At 62.5% G+C, this 18,432-nt stretch carries 19 protein-coding genes and 1 tRNA gene; 4 read left to right on the plus strand and 16 right to left on the minus strand.

Annotated features, from left to right (window positions below; all coding sequences use genetic code 11):
- Positions 1 to 6 precede the first annotated feature (6 nt).
- The gene (gene upp / locus QTL95_RS13510) at positions 7 to 636 is read left to right on the plus strand and encodes a uracil phosphoribosyltransferase (RefSeq protein ID WP_037188447.1); all 630 of its coding nucleotides are present in this window, start codon (positions 7 to 9) and stop codon (positions 634 to 636) included.
- Between the two features lie 120 nt (positions 637 to 756).
- Complete coding sequence (locus QTL95_RS13515) at positions 757 to 1,329, plus strand: TIGR02281 family clan AA aspartic protease (protein ID WP_289720482.1); 573 nt, start codon at positions 757 to 759, stop codon at positions 1,327 to 1,329.
- Here the strand turns inward: QTL95_RS13515 and deoA are convergent.
- From deoA to QTL95_RS13560, 9 genes are all read right to left on the minus strand, one after another.
- Positions 1,319 to 2,638 carry a thymidine phosphorylase gene (gene deoA, locus QTL95_RS13520; protein WP_289720483.1) on the minus strand — a complete coding sequence of 440 codons (1,320 nt, stop codon included), beginning with the start codon at positions 2,636 to 2,638 and terminating at the stop codon, positions 1,319 to 1,321. The two genes, QTL95_RS13515 and deoA, sit on opposite strands and share 11 nt — an antisense overlap.
- A gap of 1 nt (position 2,639) precedes the next feature.
- A complete protein-coding gene (gene deoC, locus QTL95_RS13525) occupies positions 2,640 to 3,419 on the minus strand; it encodes a deoxyribose-phosphate aldolase (RefSeq protein ID WP_289720484.1) in 780 nt (259 codons plus the stop codon).
- A complete protein-coding gene (locus QTL95_RS13530; RefSeq protein WP_289720485.1) occupies positions 3,419 to 4,222 on the minus strand; it encodes a purine-nucleoside phosphorylase in 804 nt (267 codons plus the stop codon). The genes deoC and QTL95_RS13530 overlap by 1 nt, the downstream gene beginning before the upstream one ends.
- A complete protein-coding gene (locus QTL95_RS13535; protein WP_289720486.1) occupies positions 4,222 to 4,608 on the minus strand; it encodes a cytidine deaminase in 387 nt (128 codons plus the stop codon). Before QTL95_RS13535 ends, QTL95_RS13530 begins: the two co-directional genes overlap by 1 nt.
- A gap of 4 nt (positions 4,609 to 4,612) precedes the next feature.
- On the minus strand, positions 4,613 to 5,584 hold the full coding sequence (locus tag QTL95_RS13540) for an ABC transporter permease (protein WP_289720487.1): 972 nt from the start codon (positions 5,582 to 5,584) through the stop codon (positions 4,613 to 4,615).
- Between the two features lie 11 nt (positions 5,585 to 5,595).
- A complete protein-coding gene (locus QTL95_RS13545) occupies positions 5,596 to 6,699 on the minus strand; it encodes an ABC transporter permease (protein WP_289720488.1) in 1,104 nt (367 codons plus the stop codon).
- Between the two features lie 7 nt (positions 6,700 to 6,706).
- Entirely contained in the window at positions 6,707 to 8,218 is a 1,512-nt protein-coding gene (locus tag QTL95_RS13550; protein WP_289720489.1) for an ABC transporter ATP-binding protein, read from the minus strand.
- Positions 8,219 to 8,289: 71 nt separating this feature from the next.
- Complete coding sequence (locus QTL95_RS13555) at positions 8,290 to 9,282, minus strand: BMP family lipoprotein (RefSeq protein ID WP_289720490.1); 993 nt, start codon at positions 9,280 to 9,282, stop codon at positions 8,290 to 8,292.
- A gap of 266 nt (positions 9,283 to 9,548) precedes the next feature.
- Positions 9,549 to 9,866 carry a hypothetical protein gene (locus QTL95_RS13560; RefSeq protein WP_289720491.1) on the minus strand — a complete coding sequence of 106 codons (318 nt, stop codon included), beginning with the start codon at positions 9,864 to 9,866 and terminating at the stop codon, positions 9,549 to 9,551.
- 226 nt (positions 9,867 to 10,092) lie between these two features.
- On the opposite strand from QTL95_RS13560, the gene QTL95_RS13565 reads away from it, so the two are divergent.
- Positions 10,093 to 10,182, plus strand: a tRNA-Ser gene (locus QTL95_RS13565).
- Between the two features lie 236 nt (positions 10,183 to 10,418).
- Positions 10,419 to 12,485, plus strand: coding sequence for a methyl-accepting chemotaxis protein (locus tag QTL95_RS13570; RefSeq protein WP_289720608.1), 2,067 nt, complete (start codon positions 10,419 to 10,421; stop codon positions 12,483 to 12,485).
- A gap of 93 nt (positions 12,486 to 12,578) precedes the next feature.
- On the opposite strand, the gene QTL95_RS13575 is transcribed toward QTL95_RS13570, so the two are convergent.
- The 7 genes from QTL95_RS13575 to QTL95_RS13605 form a co-directional block, all read right to left on the minus strand.
- On the minus strand, positions 12,579 to 12,863 hold the full coding sequence (locus tag QTL95_RS13575) for a hypothetical protein (protein WP_289720492.1): 285 nt from the start codon (positions 12,861 to 12,863) through the stop codon (positions 12,579 to 12,581).
- A gap of 86 nt (positions 12,864 to 12,949) precedes the next feature.
- Positions 12,950 to 13,279 carry a DUF6665 family protein gene (locus QTL95_RS13580; RefSeq protein WP_289720493.1) on the minus strand — a complete coding sequence of 110 codons (330 nt, stop codon included), beginning with the start codon at positions 13,277 to 13,279 and terminating at the stop codon, positions 12,950 to 12,952.
- 121 nt (positions 13,280 to 13,400) lie between these two features.
- Positions 13,401 to 14,555 carry an MFS transporter gene (locus QTL95_RS13585; protein ID WP_289720494.1) on the minus strand — a complete coding sequence of 385 codons (1,155 nt, stop codon included), beginning with the start codon at positions 14,553 to 14,555 and terminating at the stop codon, positions 13,401 to 13,403.
- Positions 14,556 to 14,680: 125 nt separating this feature from the next.
- Positions 14,681 to 15,418 carry a glycosyltransferase family 25 protein gene (locus QTL95_RS13590; RefSeq protein WP_289720495.1) on the minus strand — a complete coding sequence of 246 codons (738 nt, stop codon included), beginning with the start codon at positions 15,416 to 15,418 and terminating at the stop codon, positions 14,681 to 14,683.
- A 143-nt stretch (positions 15,419 to 15,561) separates the two neighbouring features.
- Positions 15,562 to 16,866 (minus strand): nicotinate phosphoribosyltransferase, encoded by a 1,305-nt coding sequence (pncB, locus tag QTL95_RS13595; protein ID WP_289720496.1) that lies wholly within the window; start codon positions 16,864 to 16,866, stop codon positions 15,562 to 15,564.
- A gap of 177 nt (positions 16,867 to 17,043) precedes the next feature.
- On the minus strand, positions 17,044 to 17,376 hold the full coding sequence (locus tag QTL95_RS13600) for a hypothetical protein (RefSeq protein ID WP_289720497.1): 333 nt from the start codon (positions 17,374 to 17,376) through the stop codon (positions 17,044 to 17,046).
- 92 nt (positions 17,377 to 17,468) lie between these two features.
- Positions 17,469 to 18,422, minus strand: coding sequence for a 2-hydroxyacid dehydrogenase (locus QTL95_RS13605; protein WP_289720498.1), 954 nt, complete (start codon positions 18,420 to 18,422; stop codon positions 17,469 to 17,471).
- Between the last annotated feature and the right edge of the window lie 10 nt (positions 18,423 to 18,432).

Below are 18,432 nucleotides of genomic sequence, written 5' to 3' on the forward strand. Positions count from 1 at the left end.
TCGGCCATGGACGGCGTAACCGTTATCGATCATCCGCTTGTGCAGCACAAACTCACCATCATGCGGCGCAAAGAGACATCGACCGGGAGTTTCCGCCGCCTGCTGCGCGAAATCTCCACCCTGCTGTGTTACGAGGTGACGCGCGATCTCGAGCTGACGATGGCGACCATCGAGACGCCGATGCAGACGATGGAATCGCCGATCCTCGAAGGCAAGAAGCTGGTCTTCGTCTCGATCCTGCGCGCCGGCAACGGCCTGCTTGAAGGCATGCTGGAACTGGTGCCCTCGGCCCGCGTCTCGCATATCGGCATGTACCGCGATCACGATACGCTGCAGCCGGTCGAATATTACTTCAAGGCGCCGGAAGCGCTCGACGAGCGCCTGATGATCGTCGTCGATCCGATGCTGGCTACCGGCAATTCCTCGATCGCGGCCATCCACAAGCTCAAGGAACGCGGCGCCACGAACATCCGCTTTCTCTGCCTGCTGGCGGCACCTGAAGGCATTCGGAACTTCCAGGAAGCCCATCCCGACGTGAAGATCTACACGGCCTCAATCGACAGTCATCTCAACGAGAAGGGCTACATCATGCCCGGCCTCGGCGATGCCGGCGACCGCATGTACGGCACCAAGTAGTTAAACCTCTGTTAACCAGCGTGAATGAGTGCTGTGGCCCGGGCGATCGTTCCGGGCCTTTTGCTTTTCGCGATTAGGAAGTTTTCAGTAAATGTGGAGTAGCTGTTTAAATGGCCCCGCATGATGCGTGGTTTAGACAGGAAGGATTTCTGTTCCATGCTCGTGCGTACCGTCATATTCGCAAGCATCGCCGCGGTGTTTGCCACCCAATTGCCGTCGCTGCTCACCCGGGAAACAGCCCAACCGGCCGCGACCAACGTCTCCGCCAACTATGTCTTCCCCGCCACCGACCAGCCCAAGGCGTCGGGCGTCGCCGTCGGCAGCGGCAGCATGCGCCTTCAGGCCGATGCGCAGGGTCACTATTCCGGCGATTTCCGCATCAACGGCAAGTCGGTCCAGGGCATGATCGATACCGGCGCCACCTTCGTCGCGCTCAACGAAACGCTCGCGCGGCGCCTCGGCTATACGGCCAACCAGCTCGATTTCCGCTACGCCGTCAACACCGCCAACGGCCAGACCAAGGCGGCGCATGTGACGCTCGACCGCGTCGAGATTGGCGGCATCCGTGTGCGCGATGTCGAAGCCTTCGTGCTCAGGGACGATGCCCTGTCCTCCACGCTCGTCGGCATGAGCTTCCTGCAGAAGCTGGCCTCCTATTCGGTTGCGGACGGCGCTCTGAACCTCAAGCAGTAGGCTCGATATATCCCGGGATCACCGGCAGCAGCGGCGGTTCGCTGTCTTCGATCCGATAATTCGCCTGAAGCACCGCGGCGGCCGCATCCGCGCCTGCGTCGCTCGCCGCATGCACGAAGCCGATCGGATCGCCCCGCTCGACGCGCGTGCCGAGCGGCTTGAGGTCGGTGAAGCCGACGCGATGGTCGATCTTGTCCGCGGGATGCCGCCGCCCGCCGCCGAGTTCGATGACGGCGAGGCCGATCGCTCGGGTGTCGCAGGACGTCAGCCAGCCACCGCGGTCCGCCGTCACCGGCCGAACGACCGGCGCCGAGGACAGATAGGTATTCGGCTTGTCCATCAGATCAGCCGGCCCGCCGAGCATATGCACCATGCGCCCGAATATCTCCGCCGCCTTGCCGGATGACAGGGCCGCGGCAGCCTTCCGCTCTCCCTCCTCGCGGGAGGCGACCAGACCGGCTTGGCTGAGCATCGCGCCGGCGAAGGCGAGCACCACCGTCTCCAGCCGCGTGCCGGTCTTCCGCCCAGCCAGAAAATCGAGGCAGTTCCTGATTTCCACGACGTTGCCGGCCGCATCCGCCAGCGGCTGGTTCATGTCCGTGATCAGCGCCGCGGTCTTCACGCCCGCGCCGTTCGACACTTCGACTAATCCGCGCGCCAGAGCTTCTGCGTCGCCGGCATCGGACATGAACGCGCCGTTGCCGACCTTGACGTCGAGCACCAGCGTCTGCAGCCCGGCGGCGAGCTTCTTCGAGAGGATCGACGCAATGATCAGCGGTATCGAATCCACCGTCGCCGTCACGTCCCTGACGGCGTAGAGTTTGCCATCGGCGGGCGCCAGCGCCGCGGTCTGGCCGATGATGGCGCAGCCCGCTTCCTTCACCACTTTGCGGAACAGCGCGGCGTCCGGCGTAATTCCATAGCCTGGAATGGATTCCAGCTTGTCGAGCGTGCCACCGGTGTGGCCGAGGCCGCGACCCGATATCATCGGCACGGCGAGCCCGCAGCTTGCCGCGATCGGCGCCAGCATCAGCGAGACATTGTCGCCGACGCCGCCGGTCGAGTGCTTGTCGGCGATTGGCCGGTCGATATCGCGCCAGTCGAGCATGTTGCCCGAGCGCGCCATCGCAAGCGTCAGCGCCACGATCTCCTCGCGTACCATGCCCTTGAACCAGACGGCCATGGCAAAGGCACCGATCTGCCCCTCGGAAAGCTCGTTGGCGGCGAGTGCGGCAATGAACGCCTGGATCTCCTTGGCCGCAAGCGTCTCCCCGTTGCGCTTCCGGCGAATGATCTCCTGCGGGATCATGTTAGTAACTCGATGCCGCCGCCGCGGGCGTCGATTGCGTTCCCGACAGCACGGCCAGGATATCGTCGAGCAGGCCGGATGCGCCGAAGCGGAAGGTCGATGGCATCGCCCAGTCCGGCGTCATGATCGTCTCGGCGAGGCTGAGATAGAGTGCGGCGTCCGCGACCGAAGAGATGCCGCCCGCCGGCTTGAAGCCCACCTTGCGCCCGCTCTGCCGGATGGCGCGCAGCATGATATCGGCGGCTTCCAGTGTGGCGTTGACGGATACCTTGCCGGTGGAGGTCTTGATGAAGTCCGCCCCGGCCTCGATCGCCAGTTCCGAGGCGCGGCGGATCAGCGCCGCATCCCGGATTTCGCCGGTCTCCAGAATGACCTTCAACGTCACCGTTTCACCGCACTCGCCGCGAATGGCGGCCACCATGTCGCTCACAGCCTTGCCGCTGCCCGACATGAACTTGCGGTAGGGGATGACGAGATCGATCTCGTCGGCACCATCGGCAATCGCCTCGCGCGTTTCCGCCGCCACGTCGGCGATCTCCATGTCGCCGGAAGGAAAGTTCACCACGGTGGCGATCCGCACCTTATGGCCGTTGCCGAGAATGGAGCGCGCCTGGGCGACGAAGCGCGGCCAGATGCAGATGGCGGCAGCATTGCCGTAGGGCGTTTGCGCGCGGGCGCACAGCGCCTCGATCTGCGCTTCCGTGCAGTCGTCCTTGAGATTGGTCAGATCGAGAAGCGACAGCGCCACGGCGGCCGTCTCTTTCGCGGAATGCGTATTCATTATCGATGTCCTCCACCCGCGATCATCTCCTTGAGGATCGCGGCAAGACGGGCGCCACCGATCGGCGCCATGTCCTTGGTTTCGTCATGACTGAGTTCTGCCCCGGTCATCCCCGCCCCATAGTTGGTGATTACGGACGCCGCCGCAACCCTCATCCCGAGCATTCGCGCAATGATCACCTCCGGCACGGTCGACATGCCGACGGCATCGGCGCCGAGAATGCGCGCCATGCGGATCTCCGCCGGCGTCTCGAAGCTCGGGCCGGAGAACCACATGTAGACGCCCTGCGCGAGCTTGATGTCGAGCTTCTCAGCCGCCGCACGCATCGCCTGCGCCAGATCGCCGTCATAGGCGCTGGTCATGCCGACGAAGCGGCGGTCGCTGTCCTCGCCGATGAGCGGATTGATGCCGGAATAGTTGATGTGGTCGGTGATCTGCATCACCGAGCCGGGCTCGATCTCCTCGCGCAGAGACCCGGCCGAATTGGTGAGGATCAGCGCCTCGACGCCCAGCCCCTGCAGCACCTCGATCGGCAGCCGCATCGCATTGGCATCGCCCTTCTCGTAGAAATGCACCCGCCCGGACAACATGATGACCGGCACGTCGTTTAGACTACCGGCTACCACTTCGCCCGCATGGCCCGACACCGCGCTGACCGGAAAGCCCGGAATGTCGGCATAGGGGATGCGGACGGCATTCTCGAGTTCGCCGACCAGCGTTCCGAGCCCCGATCCGAGGATAATGCCGTAGCGCGGCGAAAGCCCGCCAAGCAGAGCCTTCAGGAGGTCGAGCGTCGGTTTCATCAAAGTTCCGTTTCGAAACTGAAGGGCAACAGCTCTTCCATCGTCATAGTCTTCTTCACGCCCGCTTCGTCGCAGAGATAGATCTTCGTCTCCTTGGAGGCGAATTCCGAGATCTTCTGGCGGCAGCCGCCGCAGGGCGGGCAGAGCGGCAGTTTCTCGGCGATCACGGCCATCTCGACGATCTTCTTTGCCCCGCCCATGATCATGGCGCTGATCGCCGTCGGCTCGGCGCACCAGCCCTGGGGGAAAGAAAGGTTCTCGATATTGGCGCCGGTATAGACCTTGCCATCCTCGGCGCGGATCGCAGCACCTACGGGGAATTTCGAGTAGGGCGCATGCGCGAATGCCATGGCGCCGCGGGCGGCTTCGAAGAGGTCGTGGGACATGATCTTAGCGCTCCTTGACATAGGGTGTGCCGCCGGCTTTCGGCGGGATGGCTTTGCCGATGAAACCCGCGAGCAGCACGCAGGTGAGGATATAGGGCAGGGCCTGGAATATCTGCACCGGCACTTCACCGATCCCCGGGATCGGCTTGCCCTGCATGAAGTTCCCAAGTGCGTCGAGGAATCCAAACAGCAGGCAGGCGAACATGACGGGTACCGGCTTCCACTTGGCGAAGACGAGTGCGGCGAGCGCGATATAGCCCTTACCGGCCGACATGTCCTTGATGAAGGCGGCCGACTGCGCGATCGCCAGATAGGTGCCGGAAAAACCGCAGAGAATGCCGGCGCAGATGACAGCGCGGTAGCGCAGCCAGCTGACCGAGATCCCGGCGGTATCGACCGCACCCGGATTTTCACCGACGGCGCGCAGACGAAGACCGAAGCGCGTGCGGTAGAGGATCCACCAGGAAAGCGGCACCGCCAGGAAGGCGAGGTAGGTCAGGATGTTGTTGCCGGAGATGACGTTGGCATAGAGCGGCCCGATCAACGGCACCTCGCGCATGGCATCTGCGCCCGGAAGCGTGATCGGCGTGAAACGCGCATCGCCGGCAAGCTGCGGCGTGCGCCCGCCCTGGCCGAACCAGGCCTGTCCGAGCACGATGGTGATCCCCGCCACGAAGAAGTTGATCGCGACGCCGGAGATGATCTGGTTGCCGCGGTTGGTAATCGAGGCAAAGCCGTGCACGAAGCTCAGCGCCACCGAGCAGACGATGCCGGCGCAAAGCCCCGCCCAGGCGGAATCAGTGAGATAGGCGACACAGGCGGCGGCGAAGGCCGAGCCCAGCATCTTGCCTTCAAGCCCGATGTCGAAGACGCCGGCGCGCTCGGAAAAGAGGCCTGCCAGCGCGGTGAAGATCAGCGGGATCGACAGGCGGATGGTGGAGCTCAGAACGCTGATGAAGATGTCATAAAATTCCATCGTCGCTCTCCTTACGCCCGCTTGAACTGTTGGTAGAGGCGCACCATCGCCGGCCGGTACATATACTCAAGCGCACCGGCAAACAGGATGACCAGACCCTGGATCACGAGGATCATCTCGCGGGTGATGTTGGGCATCTCGAACGAAATCCAGTCGCCACCCTGGTAGAGGATGCCGAACAGGATCGCCGAGAGCACGATGCCGACGGGATGGTTACGGCCCATCAGCGACACCGCGATGCCGACGAAGCCGGCGCCGCCGACGAACTCGACCTGCAGGCGGGCCGACGAGCCCATGACGGGGTTGAGCGCCATCATGCCCGCCAGCGCGCCCGAAAGCAGCATGGCGATGATGACGATGCGCGCATAGGGAATGCCGGCATAGGCCGCAGCACTCGGGCTGACGCCGAGCGTGCGCATCTCGAAGCCGAGCTTGGTGCGCCAGATCAGCAGCCAGACGAACCAGGCAGCCACCAGCGCGATGATGAACGAGACGTTGAACGGTGCCGCCCCCAGCTTGGCGCCGAACATGTCCATGATCCAGCCGAGCTTCGGCAGCTGGCCGCCTTCGAGGAAGGTGCGGGTCTCAGGCGCCATCTTGCCTGGCACAATCAGCACGTGGACCAAAAGGTACACCATCAGCGCCGCGCCGATATAGTTGAACATGATCGTGGTGATGACGATGTGGCTGCCGCGCTTGGCCTGCAGCCAGGCTGGAATGAAGGCCCAGGCCGCGCCGAACAGGCCGGCGCCGATGACCGCCACGGGCATGGTCACATACCACGGCACGAACTTGTCGAGCGCCAGCGCCACCAGCGCGCAGCCGAGGCCGCCGAGATAGGCCTGGCCCTCGGAGCCGATGTTGAACAGCCCGGCATGGATGGCGACCGCCACCGAAAGCCCGGTGAAGATGAAGCTGGTGGCGTAATACAGCGTAAAGCCAATGCCTTCACCGCTCCCGAGCGCGCCTTCGATCAGAAGCTGCAGCGCGCCGATCGGGCTCTCGCCGATCAGCCAGACGACGAAGCCTGATATCAGGAAGGCGGTCAGAAGATTCAGGATCGGGATGAGGCCGTAGTTGATCCAGCGGGGTAGGGGAATGGAAGCAGTGCTCATCAAGGCCTCACGCGGCAATGCCGGCCATCATCAGGCCGAGGGTCTGTTCACCGGCATCGGGCGTCTTCTCGCCAACGACGTGGCCGGCGAACATGACAAGGATACGGTCTGAAAGGGCGCGGATTTCGTCGAGCTCGACGGAGACGAGCAGGATCGCCTTGCCCGCGTCGCGCATCTCGATGATCCGGCGGTGGATGAATTCGATGGCGCCGATATCGACGCCGCGCGTCGGCTGGCCGATGATCAGCGCCGTCGGGTCGCGCTCGATCTCGCGGGCGACGACGATCTTCTGCTGGTTGCCGCCGGAGAAATTAGCGGTTTTCAGCCGCGGGTTCGGCGGCCGGATGTCGTATTTCTCGATCTTCTCCATCGCATCCTTGCGGATGGCGTCGAGATCGAGCAGCGGGCCCTTGCTGTATTCAGGGTTGCGGTGGTAGCCGAGCACCGCGTTCTCGTATTCCTCGAACTTCAGCACGAGGCCCATGTGGTGGCGGTCCTCGGGGATGTGCGCCAGCCCAAGCTCGCGCAGCCGCGCTGGGCTCGCCTTGTCGATCGTCTGGCCGTCGAGCAGGATCTCGCCGGAATGCGGCTTGCGGATGCCCGCGATCGCTTCCAGGAGCTCCGACTGCCCGTTGCCGGCAACCCCCGCCACGCCGACGATCTCGCCGGCCCTCACGTCGAACGAGACGTTGTCGACCATGACGACGCCGCGATCATCCTTCACCGTCAGGTTCTTCACCGACAGGATCACCTTGCCCGGATTGGCTTCGCCCTTCTGCACGCGCAGTAGCACGCGGCGGCCGACCATCAGCTCGGCCAGCTCCTCGACCGTCGTCTCGGCGGTCTTGCGGGTGGCCACCATTTCGCCGCGGCGCATGACCGACACCGTGTCGGTGATTGCCATGATCTCGCGCAGCTTGTGGGTGATCAGAATGACCGTTTTGCCCTGGTCGCGCAGCACTTTGAGGATGCGGAACAGGTGGTCGGCTTCAGCAGGCGTCAGCACGCCGGTGGGCTCGTCGAGAATGAGAATCTCGGCGCCGCGATACATGGCTTTGAGGATCTCGACGCGCTGCTGCAGGCCGACGGGGAGCTGCTCTATCAGCGCGTCCGGGTTGACCTCGAGGCCGTATTCCTTTTCCAGCCGCTTCAGCTCGGCGCGGGCCGATGCCACGCCGCGTGCCAGTAGCGCGCCGCCTTCGGCGCCGAGCATGATGTTCTCGAGCACCGTGAAATTGTCGACCAGCATGAAGTGCTGGTGCACCATGCCGATACCGGTTGCGATCGCCGTCTGGCTGTCCTTGATCGTCACGGCCTGGCCGTTGACCCGGATCTCGCCCTGGTCTGCGTGGTAGAAGCCGTAGATGATCGACATCAGTGTCGATTTCCCGGCACCGTTCTCCCCGATGATGCCGTGGATGGTTCCCTTGGCGACGGTCAGGTTGATGTCTTTGTTGGCGTGGACGGCACCGAATTTCTTGTCGATGCCCACAAGTTCGATAGCGGGCGTGTCAGTCACAGCAGGCTCCAGATACGAAAAGGGCGTATGGCGAAATCACCTCTCGCCATACGCCCAATTTCAGGCGCGGATCACTTCGGGCAGGCGTTGTCCGAGGTGTAGTCGTGCACCTTGACGGTTCCTGCGATGATGTCGGCCTTGGCCTTGTCGACGGCGGCCAGCATTTCAGGCGTGATCAGCGCCTTGTTGTTGTCGTCGATGGCAGCAGCGACGCCGTCTTCCTTGATGCCGAGAACCTGGGTGCCACCGGTGAACTTGTCAGCCTTGGCATCGGTGTAGGCGTTGTAGACGGCGAGGTCGACGCGCTTGACCATCGAGGTCAGCACCGAGCCCGGATGCAGGTGGTTCTGGTTGCTGTCGACGCCGATCGAGAACTTCTTGTTGTCGGCTGCCGTCTGCAGAACGCCGAGACCTGTTGCACCGGCTGCCGCGTAGATCACGTCGGCGCCCTGGTCGATCTGGTTCTTGGTGAGTTCGCCGCCGCGAACCGGGTCGTTCCAGGCTGCACCCGTGGTGCCGGTCATGTTTTGGAACACTTCCATCTTGGCGTTGGCCGCGCGCGCGCCCTGCTCGTAGCCGCACTCGAACTTGCGGATCAGCGGAATATCCATGCCGCCGACGAAGCCGACCTTGCCTGATTTCGACGCCATGCCGGCGAGAACGCCGACGAGGTACGAACCCTCTTCTTCCTTGTAGACGACAGAGCGGACATTCGGCTTGTCGACTACGGCGTCGACGATCACGAACTTGGTATCGGGGAATTCGGCTGCGACCTTCTCGATCGCCGAGGTCCAGGCGAAGGACACGGCGACAACAGGGTTGAAGCCGCGGCTCGCGAAGTTGCGGATGGCCTGCTCGCCCTGGGTGTCGCCGGTGGGTTCGAAGTCGCGATAGGCAATGCCGGTTTCTTTCTTGAACTTCTCGGCGCCGGTATAGGCAGCTTCGTTGAAGGACTTATCGAACTTTCCGCCGGTGCCGTAAACCAGTGCCGGCTTGACGTCGGCGGCAAGTGCCGTCGTGGACATCGCGGCCACGGCAAGGAGAGCGAGAAGGGATTTTTTCATGAGTTGCAGCCCTGTTGTTTCTATTTGTTTGGGTCCTCCCGCAAGCCTTGTTCAGGCATGTCTGCGGAACCACCGACCTCCCCCCGGAGGCCTGGCTTTGGGCATCCTTGCATGGCTCAAAAGAAAATTCACGAGAAATTTTTCGGGTGGTAAAAATTTGCCGGTTTTGCCGAAAAACAGCCCATACGGGTCGGTTTTTGCGCAAAATCACCGCAAAGTTGCGAATTTTATAGTCAACTGTAATGATTTTCGCACGCGGCTTCTACTTACGCGGCGAAGCGTCCAGCCACTGGCGGCTTCTTGTAGCCGATCATCCAGAGAAGTAACGAGAGGACCAGGAACACCACGAAGGCCGGCTGTAGCATCAGCCATTGCAGGGCCACCGTGTAGAAACCGGGATGGACGTAATAGGCCATCGACGACTGCAGGCTTTCCAGGGAACCGGGATTAAGATCCTGCCAGGCATCGCCCATCGGGGTGATCACCACGGCCGACGCCGCCACAGACTGGATGGAATCCACCGTCCCGGCAATTACCGCAACCGCCAGCGCGACAAGGCTGGCCAAACGCAAAAGGAAACGCATTGCTCACTCCGGTCCCTGATCCCGGCCCTCTTTAAGGGCAAACCGTCCCATTCCGTGCCCGGCGGAGTCAAGAGGCGGCTGCCGGTTGAAGCGCAATGGCGGTCTTTGGCGCACTTTTACCGGAAGAAGTCAAAAAACTGTTAGATTTAGGTTGATCGCGGAAAATTCATCGGTATATATCGCGCCGTTCCAACGATTTGCGTTTGACGATGCAAATCAGATAGCAGGACAGGTGGCCGAGTGGTTTAAGGCGCACGCCTGGAACGCGTGTGTGCGTGAAAGCGTACCGTGGGTTCGAATCCCACCTTGTCCGCCATTTTTTTCTTTTTTCAATTCCCGCACTGCTTTACCTCTGCTGTTTCGCCAACACGTACGGCGTGAAGTTGACCGCCGACGTCGAAAAGCGCGCGCAAGTTACTTTCTTTCACGCGTCACCAAAGTTTCATCCGGTGTTGGTGAATGCTTAACGTCATGAATGCTGTAAGCCCGCGACGAATTTAACCGGGGTGGGCTGTGACTCTTTTTTCAAATCTGAAAATCGCGCATCGGGTGATGCTGCTCGCGGTCATCGCGTTGGTCGGGATTGTCGCGATCTCGGCGATCTTCATAGGTCAGCGGCAGATTGAAACCGAATATCGGAAAGTCGCTGACGATCTCGCGCGGCAGCAGCGGGACGTCGCCGGCGCGCGCGATGATGTTCGCGATACGCTGCTGTGGGAGAAGGAATTTCTGCTGACGCGGCAGATCACCGCTGCCGACAATTTCGACAAGGCCTTTCGGAGTGCCGCGTCCGTGATCGATCGATTGAAAGCCGAGGGCAATAGCGAACAGGCCGCACGGCTGGACGCGCTGACGACAGCGCTACAGCGCTATGCGGAGGCCTTCGCCACCCTCGTCGCCAAGGACAAGAACCTCGGCCTGGATCAGTCTCAAGGCTTGGAAGGAGCGATGCGCGACGCCGTCCACTCGATCGAAAGTCAGCTCGAAGCGGTGACCGATGCCGAGTTGCGCGCCAGCATGCTGATGATGCGCCGCCACGAGAAGGATTTCATTCTTCGCCGCAACCCCGACTATCTGACCAAGCATGCGGCCGAAGTCGCCAATTTTACGGAGCTCATGAAAAAGGCCTTCCGTCCAGGCGCCCAGCGCATGCGCGCCGCCGAAGCCCTTTCCGTCTACCAGAACGCGTTTCGCCTTTATGGCGAAGGCACGCTTCAGGAAGCTGCGGCGCGCGACGCTGTCAACACGGCTTACGCGGCCGTCCAGCCGATCCTGTCCGAAACGATCGAAAGCTACCAGGCGGCCGAAGCCGCCACACTGGCCGAGAACGAGAGAGTGGGCCAACGCAACATTACAATCGTGATCGGGCTGATCGCGGCGGCGATGACGATCATTCTTTTCAGCGTGTGGCTGATCGGTCGCTCGATCAGTGCTCCGGTCCTTCGCATCACCGCCGCGATGCGCCGTCTCGCGGACGGCGATACCGCAAGCCCCGCGCCCGGCGCGACGAGGCGCGACGAGGTGGGGGCGATGGCGAAGGCGCTTGAAGTCTTTCGGCAGGCGGCGATCGCGTCGGCGGCCCTGGAAGCGGAAGCGGCAACCGTGCGCAGGGACGCGGAGGCGGCTCGGATCAGGATACAGGAGGAGGCCGAGCTGCTTGCGAGAGAGCGGCTTCTTCAGGCAACCGGCGATCTCGGGCAGGGGTTGAAGCGCATGGCCGCGGGCGACCTTTCCTTCCAGCTTGCCCAACCTTTCGCCACCGACTTCGAAAGCCTTCGTGGTGATCTCAACGCAACGCTGGAGCAGTTGGCGGGTGTGATGGCCGATATTACCCAGTCCAGCCATTCCATCGACAACGGCACCCGGGAGATCAGCAGCGGCGCAAATGAGCTGGCCCAGCGAACGGAACGCCAGGCCGCGTCGCTGGAGCAGACGGCGGCAGCGCTCGAGGAGATCACGGCGAACGTGTCGAGCGCCGCCCGCCGCGTCGAGGACGCCCAAAGGGTTGCCCGCGAGGCAAATGACAGTGCCTCCAGGGGCGCGGCTCTTGTCGATGAAGCTGTGGTTGCGATGGAGCGCATAGAGGCCTCTTCCGGGCGGATCGCGACGATCACCGCCACCATCGATCAGATCGCCTTCCAGACCAATCTCCTTGCCTTGAACGCCGGCGTGGAAGCGGCGCGCGCGGGTGAAGCCGGCCGCGGTTTCGCTGTGGTCGCCCATGAAGTCAGGGAACTTGCCCAGCGGTCCGCCAATGCCGCCCGGGAAATCAAAATCCTGATCGAGGAATCGGCCAGCGAAGTGGAGGAAGGCGTGCGCGCGGTCAGGGACACGGGCACGGCGCTCCATGGCATCAGCGGATATGTCGTGGTCATGAACCAGCATATGGAAGCGATCGCATTGTCTACGCGCGAACAACGGGTCGGTTTGGTGGAGATCAACACGGCGGTAAACGGTATGGACCAGGATACGCAGCAGAACGCGGCCATGGTCGAGGAGAGCAACGCCGCATCCGCAGTGCTTGCGGGCGAGGCCACGCGCTTGCGCGAACTGCTGTCCGTGTTCCGCATTCAGGCCGACAGCCGGATCGGGCGCCAGGCAATACGCCGCGTGGCCTGAGATAGGCGCCCGCGTCGGCTTGTTTCAAATGCGTGAAAGCTTGAAGAAAGGGTCCGACAGCCACTCGGCTGCCGGACTTGTCAGCTGACGCACCTAATTGCAGACGCGAACCGTCTCGACGTGATAGCCATTGTCATAGCTGTTTTGAACGTCGCGGTCTTCGTACCAGCAGCGAGGACGCGGAGGCGGCGGATCAATATAGCGGGGGCCCGGATCAGCGAGCGCGCCGCCGACCAGTCCGCCGACCACACCTGCGGCCACGCCACCGGCAATAGCCCGCCCGGTATCGTCATGGTGATGGTCGCGGGCGACTGCGGGGCTCAGGGACGCTCCCAGAACGACCGTCGCTGCGATTATGGCTCCAATAGCTTTTCTCATCGGACTGCTCCTTTCGAAAGCCTATTGGAACTCAACGTCGGAGCGTCGATTTGGTTCGATGCATATGGTCGGCCAGGACAGCGCTTTCAGCGTCCGTTCGATCCAAGCCGCGCCATGACCTCGTCCGGCACCCCATAGCGCTGGACGAAATCTCGACCATTGCGCAAGCCGCATATTTCCCGTTGCACGAAGAGCTCCCAAACCGCATCCGTCGCCTTGCGCAGCAACTGGTCGCGATGCTCGGCGCTGTCCTTGCCGGACTCCCAGGCTTTCAGCTCCGCGAGCGCTGCCTCGGCTTTGAGCCCGCTGCGCCCGAGCGAGTTTGCCCGCTCTGCGTTGAGCTCGTATTCGAGAACATTGAAACCGTTTTCGACGGAAGCCGGATGCGTCAACGATTGCGGTGGACGAAAACTCACGAAGCACTCCCACGATGACATGGCAGGGATCACCCCGCCCGCGCCGGGCCGAAGCCGGCGGCACTCGGAAGATGTAAGCGTTTGCTCACGCCAGTCCAGAGATTGAACGCGTCCGAGTTTTTCAGGCGATCGCCAGACGGCGGCGTCCGGAGAGCGCGCGAATGCAGGCGAGCGCGCCGAGAATGACTGGCAGGCATACGAGATAGGCCGTCCGAATGCCGAGCTGCTCCGCCACCACACCGAGCAGCGGCGGTGCCAGGAAGAAGACGACGAACGACATCTGCCCGAGCGCCGCGACGTTCAGATGAGAGGCCCGGTCGGTACGCTGCGCCGCCGCGGAAACCGCAAGCGGATAGACGGCGCTGCACCCGCCGCCCATCAGCGCGAAACCCAGGAGGGCGACATACTGATGCGGCGCGAGCCATACCGCGCAAAGCCCGACGGCCGATACGACCAGCAGGGTGAATGCCACGGCGCGGGGCCCGAAGCGATCGACGAACGGATCGGCGAAGATACGCGTCAGGGCCATGAAGAAGGTGAAGAGTGTCAGGCCCATCCCGCCCACGAAGGGCTCCGAATGGAAGACGTCGCGCATGTAGATCGCCGACCAGTCGATACCCGCGCCCTCGACCAGGAAGGCGGCGATGCCGATGACGCAAAGCGGCAGAAGCGCCATCGTCGGCAGCGCGATCCGGCCCGTTTCCGTGTGCTCAAGCGTTGGTCGTGCCGGCGCATTTCGCATTCCCGCGATGACAAGGCTTCCGACGATGAGCACGAAGGCAAACGTCAGGCCGAGATGGACCTGCATCGGCACGCCTGCCTGCCGGACAGCCGCCGACACAAGCGCGGTGACGAAAAAGCCGAGGCTCCAGAAGCCGTGAGCACGGTTCATCACTCCGCGGCCAAGTTGCGCCTCGATGCGGTCGATTTCCACATTGAGGTTGATTTCCAGTGCACCCGCCAGCAGGCCCTCGCACAGCAGAATGCCGAACACCAGCGGGGCCGCGCTCATCCAGGGGACCAGGGCAAGCAGCGCGGAGGTACCGAGCACGGTGATGAAGGCGGTGGTTCGCGCGCCGAGCCGATCCACGATGGGAGACGCGAAGGTCAGGGAGATCAGCGCACCGATCGCCGCACCGATCAGCGTCAACCCCAACTCGGATTTGTTGACCTGCAGCGCATCCTGGATGTCGGGCAGCCGCGACAGCATGGCGCCCATGGAGACGGCGAAAAGGAAAAAGCAGACGTAAATCCGCTGCTGCGGTCCGATATGCATGGGGACTCCGGAAACGGATCGGGTGGGAGGCCATCTCTTACATGAACCAATCGTCCGCAACAATCTCGTGGTTCGTTGGACGTCGCCCGGATGGAGGGCCGCGGGATAACCGATATGTCCTGGGCCTAGGACATGCCGCCGTGGGAGACCGCGCGTTGGGTTCTGGTTTTCAGTCTTCGGTAAAGCGCCGCCGCCTGCCTCAGGCCGTACACGTCGTCCCACCATTGCGTCGTGATATCGCTTCGTGACGAGCGCTGAAAGCAGGCATCGGGGCTCGCGATCAGGGTTGTCAGGTTGAGATCCCTTCGCGCCCAGCTGTATGAGCCGTCCACGGGCATGGGGCCGCCATGCGGATCGCCGTCGGGCCGGCCAAGCTGTGCCTCGAAATAGGCGCGCAGGTCAGCGACTTTCGAACCTTTGATCGCGATGAAGTGGCTGCATCCGATGCCGTCTTGCGGCTCCACCCGCATGAGCCCCGTTGCCGATGGCAATACAGGTGTGTCCAGGCGCCCGCCCCCGTAGAACAAATCCCAATCTTCGCGAGCAAGAACATCGACAATATGAGAGAAGCGGTTTGCAAATCCCGGTGCGAAGCTGGCGTCGTCCTCAAGGATCAGCAGACGTTCGGCGCCTTCTTTTTCCACTTGCCGCAATATCCCGAGGTGGCTGAGGAAGCAGCCCCTAACCCCGATGCTTTCAAAAGGACCCCTGTCATCCGGCTTCACCGCATCGAACCATCGGACTGTCGATGGCGCGAAGCCGATTGCCGAGAATTCCTGGAGAAGTTCGCTACGCCTGTCAGGCCGTGAAGGGAGATTGATGACGAATATCTTGTCGAAGTAGTTCAAGGGATGCGATTGCATTCGGCATCTTTCCACGATGCATAGGAGATTGTGGAAGAAATGTAATCCCCAGGGGCTCGGGAAGCAATCAACCCGAACGCACCCTTACGGTGAGCGGGAACGGCACCTTCTACATCTTTAAGACAATGAACGGTCGCCAAGGATCAGACCAGGACGGCTTGCTCCGTCCGATCCTCGCTGCCGAAGAACTTCAGGTAGCGCTCGACTTCGGCTGGCTCGCCGGTCGCCTTCTGCGGGTTGTCGGAGAGCTTTACGGCGGGTCGGCCGTTGGCGTCTATGACCTTGCAGACGACCGAGATCGGGTTGAGCCCCGATATTTCCGTCGGTGCGCACCCGGCGAAATCGTTCGTCAGGTTGGTGCCCCAGCCGAAGCTCATCCGCACGCGACCTTCGAAATGCTTGTAGGTGTCGATGATGGCATCGACGTCGAGGCCGTCGGAAAAGATCAGGAGCTTTTGGCGCGGGTCGCGGCCCATCTTCTTCCACCATTCGATGATCTTCTCGCCGCCCTCGATCGGCGGTGCGCTGTCGGGGCGGAAGCCCGTCCAGTCGGCCACCCATTCCGGCGCGTCGCGAAGGAAGGCGGCGGTGCCGAAGGCATCCGGCAGCACGATCAGAAGGTTTCCGCCATAGAGCTTGTTCCAGTCGCGTAGCACCTTGTAGGGCGCGTTGTGCAGTTCCTCGTCGGTCTTTGCCAGCGCCGCCGCCACCATCGGCAGCTCATGCGCATTGGTTCCAACGGCTTCCAGGTCGCTGTCCATCGCGAGCAGCACGTTGCTGGTGCCGGTAAAGGCCGGGCCGATGCCTTCCTTCAGTGCTTCCACGCACCAGCGCTGCCACAGGAAGCTATGTCGGCGCCGCGTTCCGAAATCCGAGATGCGAAGGCCCGGCATCTCGCGCAGCCGCTCCACCTTGGACCACATCTTCGCCTTGGCGCGCGCATAGAGAACGTCGAGCGTGAACGGCCCGAGCGCCCGCATGGCGGAACGCGATCGGAGCTCGTTGATGATCGCCAGCGCGGGGATCTCCCACATCGTGGTTTCCTTCCACGACCCGTGGAAATCCAGCACATATTGTCCGTCGCGCTTGGAAAGCTCGTATTCCGGCAGCTGGAAGTGCGAGAACCAGGCAAGGAATTCGGGCTCGAAGATCTGCGCGCGGCCGTAGAAGCTGTTACCCGCCAGCCAGATCATCTCTTTTTTGGAAAGACGCAGTGAGCGCGCGTGATCGAGCTGCGCGCGCAATTCCCCCTCGTCGATTTCGTCGGCCAGGCGCACGCGCTTGGTGCGGTTGATCACGGTGAAGGTGGCATCGACGTCGGGATAGAGCTTCCAGATCATCTGCAGCATCAGGAGCTTGTAGAAATCCGTGTCGATCAGGCTGCGAACGATCGGATCGAGCTTCCAGGCGTGATTGTAGACGCGTCGTGCGATATCGGTCTTGGCCATCAAATTCACCCATCCCCACCGGTCGGGTGCCGCCATGCGCCGGCGCACGGAGACCGGCTCGTGCGCCTTCTTATCGAAAAATCAGGCGGCAAAGTCCAGCGCAAATGCCGGCGCATGGAAAAGCACCCTGCCGCTGGGTGCGGCGGGTGCTGTCTGATCGGTATTGCCGGTTGCCTCTTATGGCTTGGCGGCAGGCGCGGGCTGGTTCGTGCTCGGCGGTTCCGTCGGCACCGCGTTGCCGTTCTCGACCGAGGGCGGCGTTGTCGCAGGAGCCGGTTGCTGTGACTGCATTTCCTGGCCGGGCTGCTGCGGCGCGACCTCGTCCGCCTCCCGCTGCCCCCAGATTTCGACCGGAATCCACACCACGAAGGCGAGAACGAGTGCCACGATCAGGAGCGTCAGAATTCGCCGACCGGTGCGCCCCTGTTTCGCCTTGACCGGCGAAATCTCCTCCTCGACGTGCATCTTGCCGTCGGATTTCTCCCAGCGGGTTTGCATCTGCTGAGCCATGCGTGTCTCCTTCAGAAATGACGCCAGCCGGGACCGGCAAGCTCAAAGCTTCCGAAAACTAACGAACTGAATGCTCTATGGTTCCAACCGGTTCAGTAGCCGGCCATCCTGTTAACGACGAACTGCAAAGGCTCGCCGTTTTCGAAACGCGCGATCTGCCGCTCGACATGACGAAACAGCGCCGTTTCCTCCGAGGAGGCGGCATTGTGCGGCGAAATGAAGACGTTATCGAGATCCCATAGCGGGCTATCTTCCGGCAGGGGTTCGACCTCGAACACGTCGAGCGAGGCGCCGCCAAGCACGCCACCCTCGATCGCCGAAAAGATGTCCGCCTGCACTTGGCTCTTTCCCCGACCGGCATTGATGAACACGGGCTTTCCGAGCGCACCGCCCTGGCGCAGCCGGGCAAACAGCCGCTCATTATAAAAGCCGGTCGTCTCCGGCGTCAGCGGCAGCAGCCCGACGAGGATATCGGTCTTCGAAAGAAATGTGTCGAGATCACCGGCGTCGAACGTCTCGACGCCCTCGATCTCCTTGCGGCTTCGCGACCAGCCGATGACGTTGAAGCCCATGATCTTCAGCTTGCGCACCGCGTCCTGGCCCAGCACGCCAAGACCCATGACGCCGACGGTGATTTCGGAAGCCTCGGGCGGGATCATATCGCCCCAGCGATGCTGGCGATGGTGACGTTCGTGCGCGGTCTGCTGGCGCAAGTGCATCAGGCACTGCATCACCACCCACTCGCTCATTCGCGTCGTCAGGCTGTGGTCGACGAAGCGCACGATCGGCACGTCGGGAAGGCCGGGCAGGTTCATGAAACTGTCGACGCCCGCGCCGCCCGAGAAGATCACCTTCAGATTTGGCGCCCGCTCGAACAGATCCGCATCTGGCTTCCACAGCAATGCATAGTCGAGGTCGGAAAGATCCACGCTCTTTGTGCCGGGATCGGCCAGATTGACGCTGCCTCGGTCGAGAAAGGCGGTCTTGAGGATACGCGCGACGGTATCGGCATTGAACTTGAGATCGACGAGAATGGGGGCTGGCATGGTGTCTGGG

This window comes from Rhizobium sp. S152 (assembly GCF_030380735.1).
Lineage (GTDB): Bacteria > Pseudomonadota > Alphaproteobacteria > Rhizobiales > Rhizobiaceae > Rhizobium.